Source organism: Geobacillus sp. E263 (genome assembly GCF_007197795.1).
GTDB lineage: Bacteria > Bacillota > Bacilli > Bacillales > Anoxybacillaceae > Parageobacillus_B > Parageobacillus_B toebii.
Genome location: NZ_CP041632.1, coordinates 1943530 through 1957421 on the forward strand (window position 1 = coordinate 1943530; position 13892 = coordinate 1957421).

The following is a 13892-nucleotide window of genomic DNA, read 5'->3' on the forward strand; positions in this document are numbered from 1 at the left end:
TCATTTGGCATAAATAAAAAGCAATTTGGGTCAAGCTCATTCAAGACGAAAGAGCAGAAAAGCGCGAACAGAAACAGACTCGATGGAAGAAGTAAAAGGAACTATTTAAAAAAGCTTACCCCCCTATTGACACCACAGTTTAAGGAGAGCAAAAAGGTTTATTGCTCTTGGGAATTCTGGGTGTTAGGCATAACAATAGGCTTTTGCGGCGGGAGTACATATCGATCTGGAATAACCGGTCCTCTGTCTTCATGGCCTGGAATCACTTTTCCTGGTGTCCATGATCCTTCCGGCAGAATTCGTTGAGCATTATAGAAATGCAGTCCATACCAGCGTTTAAAGCCGGTGATAATCCCAATGGCTGTAGGAGTTCCTCTGGCTGTACAGATTACCGCTGGGTTTCCGTTGAGTTGCCCCATGTAAATCCCAACATGGTCGATGTAAAAAGTACCGTTGGGCCGCTGTTTCCACCAAGTGAGTATATCTCCGGGACGAAGGTTTTCTAACCCTTCGAGGCTCCAATACCCATCGACGATTTTCGTATAGACGCCTTCCACTCTTGTACCGATACATTCAAACATTTCAAAATTCTTTCTTTATATGTTTTCCACTTCACCTTCCGCAAGGCCTCATCGATGGTAAAATACCCCGCATCTAAAGCATCGTCTCCTCCCGCTAATTCACCGCTTACCGGCGTCCCGAGAAAAAGTACCGTACATCTGCTGTTTTTGATATCTTGAATGATTCCACAAAATTTGGTCAAACGGACTTCAATGCCTGCCTCTTCCTTGACTTCCCTGATAGCTGCCGCCTTGATGGATTCGCCGTTTTCTACATAGCCGCCAGGGAATTCCCACACTCTTTTCCAATTCTTAACTAAAAGAATTTTGTTCTCACTATTAACAACAGCTACGGAAGCTGCTAATCTATGTTTTGGAATCGCCATGAATCTCCTTCCTTTCCGTGCAGTAACCTATGCTTATTAGATACTGTTCAAGTAAATTCACAAATAATTCCATGTCCTTATAGGTAATATCCCCGATATTTGCTACCCTGAAGGTATTCTGTCCGTCGAGCTTGCCGGGGTAAATGGTGTATCCGTGGCGATAAAAATAATGATGCATCTCCTGAAAATCGTAGCTAGGGATATTCGGTTCCATAATGGCGGTTATGATCCGGGAATGATGCTCTTTCTTGACGAGATGGGTTAAACCCAAGCGAGTAATGCCATTGATCAGCACTTCCCATGATTTGGTATATCTCTCATACCTCTTCTCAATCCCTTCCAGACGTGTCTCAATGATCGCCTGCTTTAGTGCATAAAGTGTCTGCACCGGAGGGGTGAATCGCATCTGCTTCGTTTCTAAAAAATATTTGTACTGTGAATAAAGATGAAGATAAAAATTTCGCGGGCGAAGGTGTTTCGTCATTTCTAAATGATCCTTTTTCGCAACTACAAATGCAACACCGGCCATTCCTTGAAGATTTTTATTGGAAGACGCGGCAAGATAACTAATATTCATGGCTTCCATATCAATCGGGATCGCCCCGAAGGAACTCATGGCATCGACAATCATTTGGATTTGATATTTTTTGCATAGACGTCCAATGGATTCAACATCATTCAGGAGGCCTGTCGTTGTTTCATTATGGACAACGGCCAGATGGGAAATTTTACGTGCAGAGTTTTGAATCATCGCTTCTATCGCAGCAATGTCCAAAGGTTCGTCTGGTCTGCTTCGATATTCGATATAATTTAACCCATGGGCTTTCGCAATCTGGCACATCCTCTTGCCATACGCGCCATTATTGACGATAAACACAGCCTGCTCGCCAACAACCGAGCTCAATATTGCTTCAACGGCTGCGGTGCCCGATCCCCCGAACAAAACGGTGGTATAATGCTCGGGGTCTGCAACAAATCTTGTGAGTTCATCGGAAATAAATTGCATGACATTGCCGAATTCTTCTTCTCTCGGACAGATGTCAGGGACTACTTGCGCGTATTTAACGGTATCCGTCGTTGTCGCAGGCCCCGGATTGAGCAAGATATTTCTTTTTACCGGCGGAACATTCTTTTCTTTCGCTTTAATCATCGGATAGATATAACGCTCCGCGCGAAGCAAATGGTGTTCGTTGTCAATTTCGCACCAGGCAAGATCATCCAACTTGTGAACGTATAAATTCACTTGATGGGAAATGCCGACAAGAGCGCGTTCATAATCGAGTTTAAGGTCATCATCAAAGCTCATTTCAGCAAATTTGCACATGGCTTGAAAGGTAGGATACGAGATTTTCGTAATGCCAACTAACTCCGCATAGATATGGTTGAGCTCATTTTCTTTTTTTGCCATATTTCGCAAAAAACGATATTCATCGGTCTCGATAAATACTGCGTCATCCGAACCTGTCAACTCACTCGCCAAAATAACGTCCGGCCTTTTATTGTTGATTAATATATCTAACGCTTTTTTTTCATAAATTAAGTCACTCTCAAGAAGAAGAAAGTCATCAGAAATACGATCCTTCAAATTGTAAAGGGTATACATACTGCCTGTTTTTTCATATTCGTCATTGCGTACACATGTCATTTGCGGGTATCGCGTGGCCAGACGCTCGTAAGCTTCCGCCAAATAGCCTGTTCCAATCACGATCTTTTCGATTCCTATCTCAAGCAATTTGCAAATAGACTGTTCTACAATTGGCTTTTCATCAAGCATCAAGAAGCCTTTAGGCTGATTTTTCGTTCTTTCTCCCAGTCTGGTTCCCATTCCCGCCGCTAAAATGACTGCCGTTTTAATCATGAAGAAACACCTTCAATCTTTCTTTCACTTCATATGGCTTCATTTTCGGCCGTCCAAGACCTTCTTTGGATCCTTTAGCTATTTTCATGTATAGAAACGTAAGACTTTTCTCTCTCTTCCAATCTTTGATACACGATTCCAATTCTTCAAGGTTATGAACGTAAATCGATTTCGAGTAGCCGCAAGCTGCCGCTATATCCACGAAATTGACGTTGTGTGATACAGTGCTCTGGCCGCCTGTCGAATCATGTGTGTTATTATCCAATAGAATATGCAGCATATTTTTTGGAGCGTAGTATCCATTTGTAGCCAGGCTTCCCATGCGCATCAGCAAAGCCCCGTCTCCTTCAATAATGACGATATCTTTATCTTTTTTGGCCAGTGCAAGCCCAAGCCCCAGAGAACTGACACAGCCCATGGAACCCACCATGTATAGATTATTCGGAGCATCTTCAATCTCGTAGAGCTCCCGTCCTGTTTTTCCGGTTGTAGCTAACTGAATGGTGTTGTTATCCTTTAATGAATTGATCCGCTTTAATGTTTCGATTCGGGTTGGAAGTTGATCATCTTTCGTTTTCCCGACCTTTAACACGTTTAAGTTAGATCGTTGTTTTTGCTCCTTTAACGGCTCTTTCTCAAACGTATTTTTTTTCACGACAAAAAAGAAGGTTTGGTCCCTTTCGATATATGAATGAGCTCGCACAAGTTGATTTTTTGCCTGCTCGAAGTCAGTCGATAAATATTCCCATTTAATTTCCATAAGATCGAGCATTTTCGTTGTGATACGTCCCATCAATTCATGCTGCGGTTCATCGGGAATGCCTGGCTCGCCTCTTAGGCTTACAAATCCAAGTACAGGAATTCGGAAAGGATAATTCAGGGAAACCAATGGCGATACGGCATTGGTTAACCCTGAATTTTGCATGAGAACGACCGGCTTCTCGCCTGCCAGATAAACCCCCGCGGCAATCGCCACCGCTTCACCTTCATTCGTTGCCGCAACGTACTCACAATCATTAATCGCATAATTGATTAAGTTCTTTAGAAAAGAACATGGTACTCCGCTGAAGAAATGAAAGCCCATCTTTTTTAATTCTTCACCGAACATTTTAGTGTTGATCAAATAAATCACCTGCCTTTTGTAAGTCGCGGATGGTATCGATATCAAGCCATGAACCTTTGATATATTTCACCGCAATAGGGTGGAACGAACTAATGTAATTAAAAAGGTCCGCCATTGTCAGCTGTTTGAAGTCTTCTCTTTTTGATAGTTCTTCTAAAGCTTTTTTTACAATTTTGGAACCGTTTTTTGTCACCTTCCAGAGACCAATAAATTCACCATGGATTACTTCTTCTTTCAAGTCCCCTGACATTTTGATAAACCGGACAGTGCTGGAGTAAAGTTTTTTAGAATAAGGTGTATCGGTGGATACGAGGTCTTTATCATGACTGATCGTTTCTACATCAGCGTCAACAATGAGGGTAATGTCGTTCATATCGTTCAGAAGATCGTTGAGGATATAGTTTTTGAAAATAATATCTCCATAGCTGATCACAGTATTCTCTTTAATTTTGTCCTTGGCTAGATATAAGGAGTAAAGTTCTTTCGTTTCTGCAAACAAGTCATTGTCAATAACCGAAAAATTCGCTGCGGCAACCTTATCTTTGGCAAAGCCTCTAACCACGCAAATATCTTTGATGCCAACCTTATTAAATTCATCAATCTGCGTCGCAAGCAGCGACTTCCCTCCTACCTCAAGCAGAGTCTTTGGAATCTCTGCAGTAAGCTCATCCATATCGCCTCTGCTCGCCGCCAATATAATGGCATTCACGTTCTTTCCGGAAGCCGGAAGATATCTTTTTTCGGCTTGTTTCAATTCATCTACTCCCTGAAGCCTGAACACTTCGTTCACGGAAACAACGTTAGGCTCTATATTCACAAGGCTTTGTTCTTGACGAATTTGCCGGCTCGTTTCCTGCATCGCCTTGATCGCTGCCCTTAGATTATGATTGGCCCAAATCACGAGGCTAACACCCAATTCCCTAAACTTCTGCGTTGGAACGAAATAATACTTTGTCGGTACAATCACGACTGGAAGTCTGTTGCCCCATTCTTTCATAAATGCTTCGATCTCCGCAGCATCGTTTCTCTTGCTGTGTATCAAAATCGCGTCGGCCCCCGCCTGACGATAAGCCTCGGCGCGGCGAAGCGCCTCTCTGAGCCCCCAGCCTGCGATAAAGGCTTCCACTCTCGCAACGACAACAAAGTCATCGTCAGTCTGGCTCTCCTTCATCGCTTTGATTTTCCCGCAAAACTCTTCGATATCCGCAAGCGGTTGTGCTTCTCCACTGATAAAAGAATTGGTTTTCGGAAATAATTTGTCTTCTATACAGACACCGGCAATTTGCCTTGATTCTAATTTTTTTACAAGACGCCGGGCATTATTGAAGTTTCCGTAGCCGGTATCCCCGTCCAGCAAAATCGGTATGGACGTAGCATCGCTCATAAACTCCAAAACTTCCAGCACCTGTGTCCATGAAGCTTCGTTGTTGTCTCTTACTCCCATGGAAGCGGAAATAGATAGTCCACTCGCCCAAATTCCTTTAAATCCGGCTTCTTCCACAATTTTCGCCGACAATCCATTGTGAGCCTCCATGATAAATTCCAATGAATTTGAATTGATTAGATTTCTTAACTGAGTTGTCTTTTTCATTGCTGATCTCTTTCATTTATAAAATTTCATTTTTTGATATCCCATGAAATTGGAGTTAAGGCATTATTGCCTGTTTTAACTTTTGGAAGGAGTCCTGAACCATGATGCGGTGAGGGATTTTAAGAAGCACGACAGAGTCCTGGTTTAAAAAAGGCTTAAGGATTTGATAGATTTCCGTTCCGCTTCTGCAAAAATAAACGTTGCTTGGATCCATTCCGAGTTCTAGGGCTTTTCTTCCGATTTCCTTCGCTTCATCCCCCACCACAATGAGAAAATCCACTTGTGTTTCGATTACTTTCTCTCCCATCTTGGCATACTCTTGCCGTGCATACTCTCCGTCCCCTAACTGGGGCATATATCCTAAAAGAGCGATTTTCGTTTTGGAACCGGCAATTTCTTTCATTACTTGAAGAGCGTTTGCCATAGAAAGAGGAGTTACATTCCATGTATCGTCAATGACGGTGCAGCCACCGAGCCCGGAATGGAACTCCAAATGTTCGATTACTTGATTGAACGACGCCAATCGCTCGCACGCTTCCTTTATATCCACCTCTGCACTCCACACCGCTGCGATGGCGGCAAGCGCATTATACACGTTATGTTTGCCATACCCTGGCACAAAGACGGGATAGGTTTGATTTTGATGACGGAGCGTAAACCTCATACCTCCTCGGTCATAGGCGACATCCGTTGCTTGAAAATCGCATCCATCGCTGAAGCCGAAATAGAGAATGATGTTGCGGAATTTACTCACATCAATTTTTTTGATGTTCTCGTCATCCGCATTTAAGATGAGAGTTCCGTTCACCGGATCTAAATCATGCAGGATTTCCGCTTTCGCCTCCAGATAACGTTCCGGAGTTTTACATCCCACCAAATGATACACGTCAATGTTTAACAAAATCCTTATCTGTGGGCGAAAATATTTTATATAAAAAGTGATATCCCCTGGGGAGTCTACGCCCATTTCAATCACGGCTGCTCCTGTTGTCTCATCAATTCCAAGAAGATAACGATGATTTCGATGACCGCCGTTGAAACTCTTATAAGTAGCTTGGACTTTATAACGTTTTTCAAGAATATGTTTAATCATTTCTTTTGTTGTTGTTTTACCGCAGGTTCCTGTTACCCCTATAATCGGGATATCAAAAAGGCTGCGGTAATAATCAATGAACTTCCAATAGGCCTCATCTACATCTTCTACTTTTATGACAATCACATCATCGCCAAGATGGTTAAAGTCTTGTGGCTTTTCCGTTACAACAACAATAGGCTTATATTTTTGAAACAGCTTGGAGCGGATTTTTCTTTTTGTATATAAATCAATGAGCAGTGTATGATTATCTACCTTGTAGCGTTTCGTTACCACATTCTTAATGAGAGGATTTCCCGTCCCTTGCACCAATGACCCGCCAATTTGAGCAACAATCTCGTTTAGATAAAGCCATTTCATATACGTTTCCTCTCTTCCTCATTTTCTCGGTGTGTAATATTGTATACATGCGATTGTGATGTGGTTACTGTATATTGGGCGGGAGCCTATTTATACGACCCGGCATTAAACAGATTTTAAGACATGATACGGCAATCAGATGTGAAAGGTTTGTGCCATTTCCCATCTGAAAATGAACGAAGCACAACATCTGCCGCAATGTTCTGAGCATTGTGCCTAAGTACGCTTATTTAAAACTAAATAAAAAATGGTCTACTGTATCTGCCAGTAGACCACCATCATAGATTACTTGCCAAGAAAAAAAAGAGAAATTTTAAGAATATAAGATTGATTCTGAACCTCCCGATGGCTAAAGCCACGGGGTTCTTGTGTACTATAGAGCTTCTTCCATACCTTCGCATGGATACTGACTCTAATTCCACAAGACTTTCATGGGCAAACACCTCACTGGTGCTTATCGCCCTGTGCGCCCGATTCAAGACGTTGGATTTTTCTTCTCTATAAGAGTAGTATACCATCTTTGACTACGTCAAAGCAATCGGTTCATCCCATGTCTAAGACGGGCTACACCCTGCATGGGCTTTCTCCGATTGTACTTGTAAAAAAACAAGCAAATCCATTTCAATCATCCTTTTTTTGTCAAATGTACCGAATTATCTTCAATTTTTTCCATCTCATGCTTCCTTCTTTTATCACACACATATTTCATCATCTCACCAAATCATCCTCGATAGGATTGGAATGAAAAATGACACAAGAACTGCAGACATAGTCATCCCTACACTTCCTATCGCTCCAGCCTCTTCCCCCCATTGAAATGATTTGCCCACACCGAGCGCCTGTGCGCATGCACCCATGGCCAAACCTTTTGCAATTTTACTTTTGATACTTAACGACTCTAAACATCTAGGGCCGAAAATGAGCGAAATAAGCGCGGAGGTTAATACAAATAAGATCGTTAAAGAAGGTATTCCTCCGAGCGCCTCCGCAACAGACAAAGCAACTGGTATGGTAACGGATTTCGGGATTAGTGACGCAATGACTTCTGTCTTTAACTCCAAAACTTTAGCAGACAGCCAAACAAAAAATATTCCAAGAAAGCTTCCAAACATAATACTTACAAATATTTTATGGAAATGTTTTTTGAGGAACGGCCATTGCGAGTACAATGGGACAGCCATTGAAACTACTGCTGTTCCTTGAAGAAGTGAAAACAGTCCGGTGCCATTGGAGTACATCTCATAATCCACCTGTAGTAAAAACAACAGTATGACAAGCAGAATTGTTGCTGTATATAAAGGATTTAGCCATGACTTGTTAAACTTTTTAAATAGTTTTAAAGCAAGAAGATAGACTATCCACGTAATTAACACACTGAACAATGTATGCCCGACATAAGACATTAACATTCATCTTCCCCCTTTTTAAACTTTTCATATAATTCGGCTGTATACCCGGTTCCTAGCAGACCAAGCAAACTACTGATGATCAAAACGACAATAAGTTTCCAAATTTGCCCTTGCAACATATTTAGTTTAAAAAAAATTCCGGCAATTGGTGGAATAAACAACAAAATCATATGCTTGAAATGGAGATCAGCGGCAGAAGAAACCCAATTTATCTTCACAAGTCCGGTACCAAGTGCAACTAGAAGAAGAACCATTCCCATAATACTTCCTGAAAAAGGAATGTGAAAAAATCTAACAATCGCATTTCCAACGAGAAGCGCGGTTAAAATGATGAAAAACTGAATTATTAACCGGAACAGCGCGCATCACCCCCGTGTGTAGTCGTTAGAAGCTCCTTTATAAATTAGTGTATAAAAAACAAATGCGATAATCTCGATTTATGTAAATAAATCTAACGCATATTTTCTCTTGAATAAGAATTAAATGTAAGATAATCTCACAAAATTATGGCCGATCAGGACGAATTGACATATATTAAGGAGTAAGAGTAAGAAATTATAAAGGAGTAGATGCCCATGTCAACAAAAGATGAAACCTATAAAGATAAAAAAGTGATTTCAATTGGTACAGTTAGTGAGATTACAGGATTATCGGAACGGCAAATACGTTATTATGAGGAACGGAAATTGATTTTTCCGCATCGTACAAAGAAAGGAACAAGGAAATACTCTTTCAGTGACGTGGAGCGATTGATGGAGATCGCTGAAAAGATTGAAGAAGGAGTTCAAACATTTGAAATTAGAAAAGAGATGTTAAAGAAAGAAAAGGCAGTCCGGGAAAAAATGATTCGCGGACAATTAAATGCAAGATTCGGTATTCCAAAATCACCATAATTCGATGATAAGTTACTATGTCCATGTATCAAGAAAATCCTGCATAAACGGTAAAAACGGACAAGTTGAACCCCCTTGGACACCAAGGGGGTTGTTTATGGGAACTTCCTTTAAGAAATGTTATGTTAACGAAAGTTGAATATGTTTACCGCCTTATAGAATACGATAAAGATAGATGGAACTCTTGAATAATAGACCTTCATTGTGGTTCTGGCACAAATACATTCATGGATCTCTAATACTTGTGATTTGCGGTTATCTTTGAAATCTAGAGTATTTCTAAATTCCAGAAACCCTCGCAATTTTTGCATAACTATGAGTTTGCGACATGCTCTTGACAAACAGAAGGACACTATTATATTTTAAAAACATATATTATTTTATACTTAAATGCACAAAAGCATAAAAGCGTAAAAGCGTTTAAGCGGAAAAGTTTTAAAAAAAGGCTGCTTTCGTCTTAACAGTCTTTCATCATTCTATAACACTATCATTATTACAACATCAAATATTGCGACAGGAAGGCAGGACCATCATGAAAAAAAATCATCAAGGCTTAAAGAAAGGTTTATTACCTAGGCACGTCCAGTTTATTGCTCTAGCAGGCATGATTGGAACGGGTATTTTTAAAGGAAGTTCAGATACGTTAAATATAGCGGGGCCAAGTGTCGTTTTTGCTTACTTATTAGGAGGCCTATTATTATTTATTGTGATGGCGGCATTGGCGGAGATGGCCATTGTCTACCCCAACTTAAACGTTCAACATCTTGTATATAAAGCGTTTGGATTTCATATATCCTTTATCGTAGGATGGCTTTATTGGATCAACTGGACGATTGTCACCATTGTCGAAATTTTAGCGGCAGGAAGCTTCCTAAAATATTGGTTTCCATCCATACCTTTATGGCTTTTAAGTTTCCTTTGTACCGTCTTGATCGTCGGAATTAACTTGTTCCATGTAAAGTACTATGGGGAGATTGAGTTTTGGTTCGCAGGAATCAAAATTATCGCATTAACCGCTTTTATTATTTTAGGTTTTTGTATTTTAGTAGGAATCATTCCAAGTGCTATTGACAATCCTTTGTCTAACTATACGGAACACGGTGGGTTCTTTCCACATGGAATCGAAGGAATGCTGAGCGCCTTTTTAGTCGTCATCTTTTCATATGGCGGGGCAGAATTGATTGGTGTTACTGTTACAGAAACAAAAGACGCAGAGAAGGTATTGCCAAAAGTAATCAAGGGAACCGTATGGAGAGTCATTCTTTTTTATATTCTTCCTATTCTTATTATATGTGGTTTAATGCCATGGAACAAAGTTTCGGGGGAAGACAGTCCATTTGTTCAAGTATTGAGCATCACAGGGCTGCCTGGAGCAGCACATATCATGAATTTTGTTCTTTTAACAGCCGTTTTATCAGCAGCAAACACGGGGATCTATGCAACTTCGAGAATGTTATATTCCATGGCTCAAAACGGTGAAGCTCCAAAAAGGTTATTAAAGATTTCCAAACAAGGAATACCGATAAACGGCATTATGATCGTCACCATATGTATATTGATTGGGGTATTTTTCGCTTATATGACTCCAGATCAAGTCATCAGCTATTTAATGACGATACCTGGTTTTACGGTTCTTTTAGTATGGATGAGCATTTGCTTGGCACAACTAAAGCTCCGTTCCCATTATAAGGAGAAACCGTTCTTCCAAGTAAAATGGTTTCCATATACAACTATTTTAGCAATCGTATCTTTATTGATCATTTTCATCTCTTTTCTATTTAATAAAGATAATATCATCGGTTCTACCGTTTGCCTTATCATATTAGTACTGCTTGCCACATTTTCTTTTTTGAACAGAAACGGAAGAGAAAAAAACTGTGAATATAAAGGAAAAAAGAGTCTGGTGCAAAATCTCTAAAATTTGGACATTATAGGTCTCGTGGGTTGTATTTCTAAAAAACACAGCCATTCCTAGTTATTATTTATGGCAATATCTTGTTATTAGCATTAAAAAACTTAGATTGAATAGTAAGCCTTAGTAAAATGGGACAAGGAAAAAACACCTCCTGAATCGAAGTATAACTTCATTCGATTGATGGAGGTGTTTGTCTTTATGGAGACAAGAGTTTTTAAATGAACAAAATAGTATTATGATAGATATAACCAGATTATGAAAGGAGCCTATATATGCATTCATTTGTAAAGCAGCCAACAGGTGTATTTCCATCGGTTTGTCCTCTGGATTGCCCTGATCAATGTGGGTTACTGGTACATAAACAAGATGGAAAAATTGTAAAAATACAGGGAGATCCGAATCATCCTGTGACAAAGGGAAATATATGCAATAAAGTACGGAATATGACTGAACGAATCTACGATCCAAAGCGCTTAAAATATCCAATGAAACGTACAGGAGCTAAAGGAGAAGGGAAATTTGAACGGATAAGCTGGGACGAAGCGATTGAGACAATTACTTCCAAATGGAAAGAGCTGATTGAAACAGATGGGCCTGAAAGCATTCTTCCGTATAGCTTTTATGGCAACATGGGAAGGCTCAGCGCTGAAGGAATGGACCGGCGTTTTTTTCATCGGTTGGGTGCCTCCCTGCTCGATCGGTCAATTTGTTCGTCAGCTGGCTCGGAGGGGCTTAAATATACAATGGGAGGCGGCTTTGGAATAGACCCTGAAGATACTATACATTCAAAATTAATCATCTTCTGGGGAATTAATGCTGTAAGCACAAACATGCATCAAGTTGTGCTTGCGCAAAAAGCTAGAAAGAATGGAGCAAAGATTATTGCCATTGATGTACATAAAAATCAAACCGGGCAATTCGCAGATTGGTTCATTCCAATATTGCCGGGTACCGATGCTGCTCTTGCACTGGGCATGATGCATATTTTATTTGCCGAAAACATGGTAGACAACGATTTCTTGAAGAAGTATACAGTCGGACATGAAGAATTGCGTGAGCATGTTGTCCAGTACGATCCCATCACTGTTTCTGGAATAACAGGTGTTCCCGTTGAAGATATTTATAAACTAGCCAGAATGTATGGCCAAACCACACCTTCCTTTATTCGAATCGGCAATGGTCTTCAGCATCATGACAATGGGGGCATGTGTATTCGTACCATTGCTTGTCTTCCTGCCCTGACAGGACAATGGCTTGTAAAAGGCGGCGGTGCCATCAAATCAAATAGTGGTTATTTGGCCCTTAATACAAGGGGCTTGCAACGCCCGGATTCGTTGCAAAATAAACATACACGAATCATAAACATGAACCTGCTTGGCCAAGCATTATTGGAATTAGACCCACCGATAAAATCATTATTTGTGTACGGGACAAACCCTGCGGTTGTTGCACCGAATAGCAATAAAGTAAGAAAAGGTCTGGCAAGGGAAGATCTCTTTGTCGTCGTGCATGACTTATTTTTGACAGAAACAGCAAAATACGCAGATATTGTACTTCCTGCAACATCTTCATTCGAAAATACGGATCTTTATACATCATACTGGCACCATTATGTTCAAATTCAGCAGCCAGTTATTGAACGATATGGAGAGTCCAAATCGAATGTCGAAGTGTTCCAATTGCTTGCGAAAAAAATGGGATTCAAGGATCCATGTTTATATGAGACAGAAGCTGAAATGATTTCGCAAGCCCTGGATAACCCAAACAAACCTTACCTTGAAGGAATCGATTATGAAACATTGGTTAAAAAGCAGTATGTAAAAGCAAATGTAAAACCATTGTTGCCAGGAAAACTGCCAACACCTAGCGGAAAAATTGAACTTTATTCAAGGAAGATGGAACAAGATGGCTACCCTCCTTTGCCAACCTATACACCACTTGTTAACGATGGAGACTTCCCGTTTTTGTTTGTGCCTGGTCCTAACCATAATTTTTTAAACACAACCTTTTCTAATAATGAAAAACACATTTCTTTTGAAAAAGAACCACGTTTGCATATGAATATCAAAGATGCTTTATCGAAGGGGATCAAGGATGGGGATCAAGTCCGAGTGTGGAACAATCGAGGAGAATGTGTATTGAAGGTTTCTATTGGAGAAGACGTGCTTCCAGGTGTCGTTGTCACTCAAGGTCTCTGGGCCGATGCCCCAGGTACGAAACATCTGGTAAATTCTCTTACTCCTGACCGAGTTGCCGATATGGGCAATGGAGCGACTTTCTTTTCAGGGAGGGTGAATGTGGAGAAAGTTTTGGATTGAAGAAAAAGGAAAAATTTGAACATATCCCTGTCAAGTAGACAGTATAATAACCATCCTTCTTCAGCGGCTTAGTTGAACCCCCTTGGATGCCAAGGGGGTCTGCTTATGGGAACTTCCTTTAAGATGAATGATGTGAATATAATATTCGTGATTTTCGTTTATCTTTGTAGCCCAGGATATTGCCAAATTACGGAATCCCGAAACAAGTCACGGTAGATCACAAGCATTTCATCTTTCGTTACTTTGTGTGCTTCCTCGATTGTTGGGTAGTCCAAATAAACAACATTGGTGAATTTTCTGTTGGTATGTTTGCCATTCATTTTATCATAGGCTCCGTTAATCAATACTGTTGATTAATTTAAAGCGGAAAATTATTGAAGGTATTG

At 40.5% G+C, this 13892-nt stretch carries 11 protein-coding genes; 3 read left to right on the plus strand and 8 right to left on the minus strand.

Features of this window, described 5'->3' with window-relative positions; translation table 11 throughout:
• Nucleotides 1–158: 158 nt before the first annotated feature.
• The 8 genes from FNL97_RS10090 to FNL97_RS10125 form a co-directional block, all read right to left on the minus strand.
• Complete coding sequence (locus FNL97_RS10090) at nucleotides 159–581, minus strand: hypothetical protein (protein ID WP_205729506.1); 423 nt, start codon at nucleotides 579–581, stop codon at nucleotides 159–161.
• Complete coding sequence (locus tag FNL97_RS10095) at nucleotides 503–946, minus strand: NUDIX hydrolase (protein ID WP_286173351.1); 444 nt, start codon at nucleotides 944–946, stop codon at nucleotides 503–505. Before FNL97_RS10095 ends, FNL97_RS10090 begins: the two co-directional genes overlap by 79 nt.
• On the minus strand, nucleotides 927–2804 hold the full coding sequence (locus FNL97_RS10100; protein WP_143415718.1) for a 2-aminoethylphosphonate aminotransferase: 1878 nt from the start codon (nucleotides 2802–2804) through the stop codon (nucleotides 927–929). Before FNL97_RS10100 ends, FNL97_RS10095 begins: the two co-directional genes overlap by 20 nt.
• On the minus strand, nucleotides 2797–3927 hold the full coding sequence (gene aepY / locus FNL97_RS10105) for a phosphonopyruvate decarboxylase (RefSeq protein ID WP_143415719.1): 1131 nt from the start codon (nucleotides 3925–3927) through the stop codon (nucleotides 2797–2799). The genes FNL97_RS10100 and aepY overlap by 8 nt, the downstream gene beginning before the upstream one ends.
• Nucleotides 3914–5518 carry a phosphoenolpyruvate mutase gene (gene aepX, locus FNL97_RS10110; RefSeq protein ID WP_143415720.1) on the minus strand — a complete coding sequence of 535 codons (1605 nt, stop codon included), beginning with the start codon at nucleotides 5516–5518 and terminating at the stop codon, nucleotides 3914–3916. The genes aepY and aepX overlap by 14 nt, the downstream gene beginning before the upstream one ends.
• A 55-nt stretch (nucleotides 5519–5573) precedes the next feature.
• A complete protein-coding gene (locus FNL97_RS10115) occupies nucleotides 5574–6971 on the minus strand; it encodes a UDP-N-acetylmuramoyl-tripeptide--D-alanyl-D-alanine ligase (protein WP_143415721.1) in 1398 nt (465 codons plus the stop codon).
• A gap of 713 nt (nucleotides 6972–7684) precedes the next feature.
• Complete coding sequence (locus FNL97_RS10120; protein WP_062678801.1) at nucleotides 7685–8380, minus strand: LrgB family protein; 696 nt, start codon at nucleotides 8378–8380, stop codon at nucleotides 7685–7687.
• On the minus strand, nucleotides 8374–8739 hold the full coding sequence (locus FNL97_RS10125; protein WP_062678802.1) for a CidA/LrgA family protein: 366 nt from the start codon (nucleotides 8737–8739) through the stop codon (nucleotides 8374–8376). Before FNL97_RS10125 ends, FNL97_RS10120 begins: the two co-directional genes overlap by 7 nt.
• 216 nt (nucleotides 8740–8955) lie before the next feature.
• On the opposite strand from FNL97_RS10125, the gene FNL97_RS10130 reads away from it, so the two are divergent.
• The 3 genes from FNL97_RS10130 (at nucleotide 8956) to FNL97_RS10140 (ending at nucleotide 13506) form a co-directional block, all read left to right on the plus strand.
• Nucleotides 8956–9273: a MerR family transcriptional regulator gene (locus FNL97_RS10130; RefSeq protein ID WP_062678803.1), complete on the plus strand. Its 318-nt coding sequence runs from the start codon at nucleotides 8956–8958 to the stop codon at nucleotides 9271–9273.
• A gap of 532 nt (nucleotides 9274–9805) precedes the next feature.
• Nucleotides 9806–11191: an amino acid permease gene (locus FNL97_RS10135; RefSeq protein WP_143415722.1), complete on the plus strand. Its 1386-nt coding sequence runs from the start codon at nucleotides 9806–9808 to the stop codon at nucleotides 11189–11191.
• A 269-nt stretch (nucleotides 11192–11460) separates the two neighbouring features.
• Complete coding sequence (locus FNL97_RS10140; protein ID WP_143415723.1) at nucleotides 11461–13506, plus strand: molybdopterin oxidoreductase family protein; 2046 nt, start codon at nucleotides 11461–11463, stop codon at nucleotides 13504–13506.
• The last annotated feature ends 386 nt before the right edge of the window (nucleotides 13507–13892 follow it).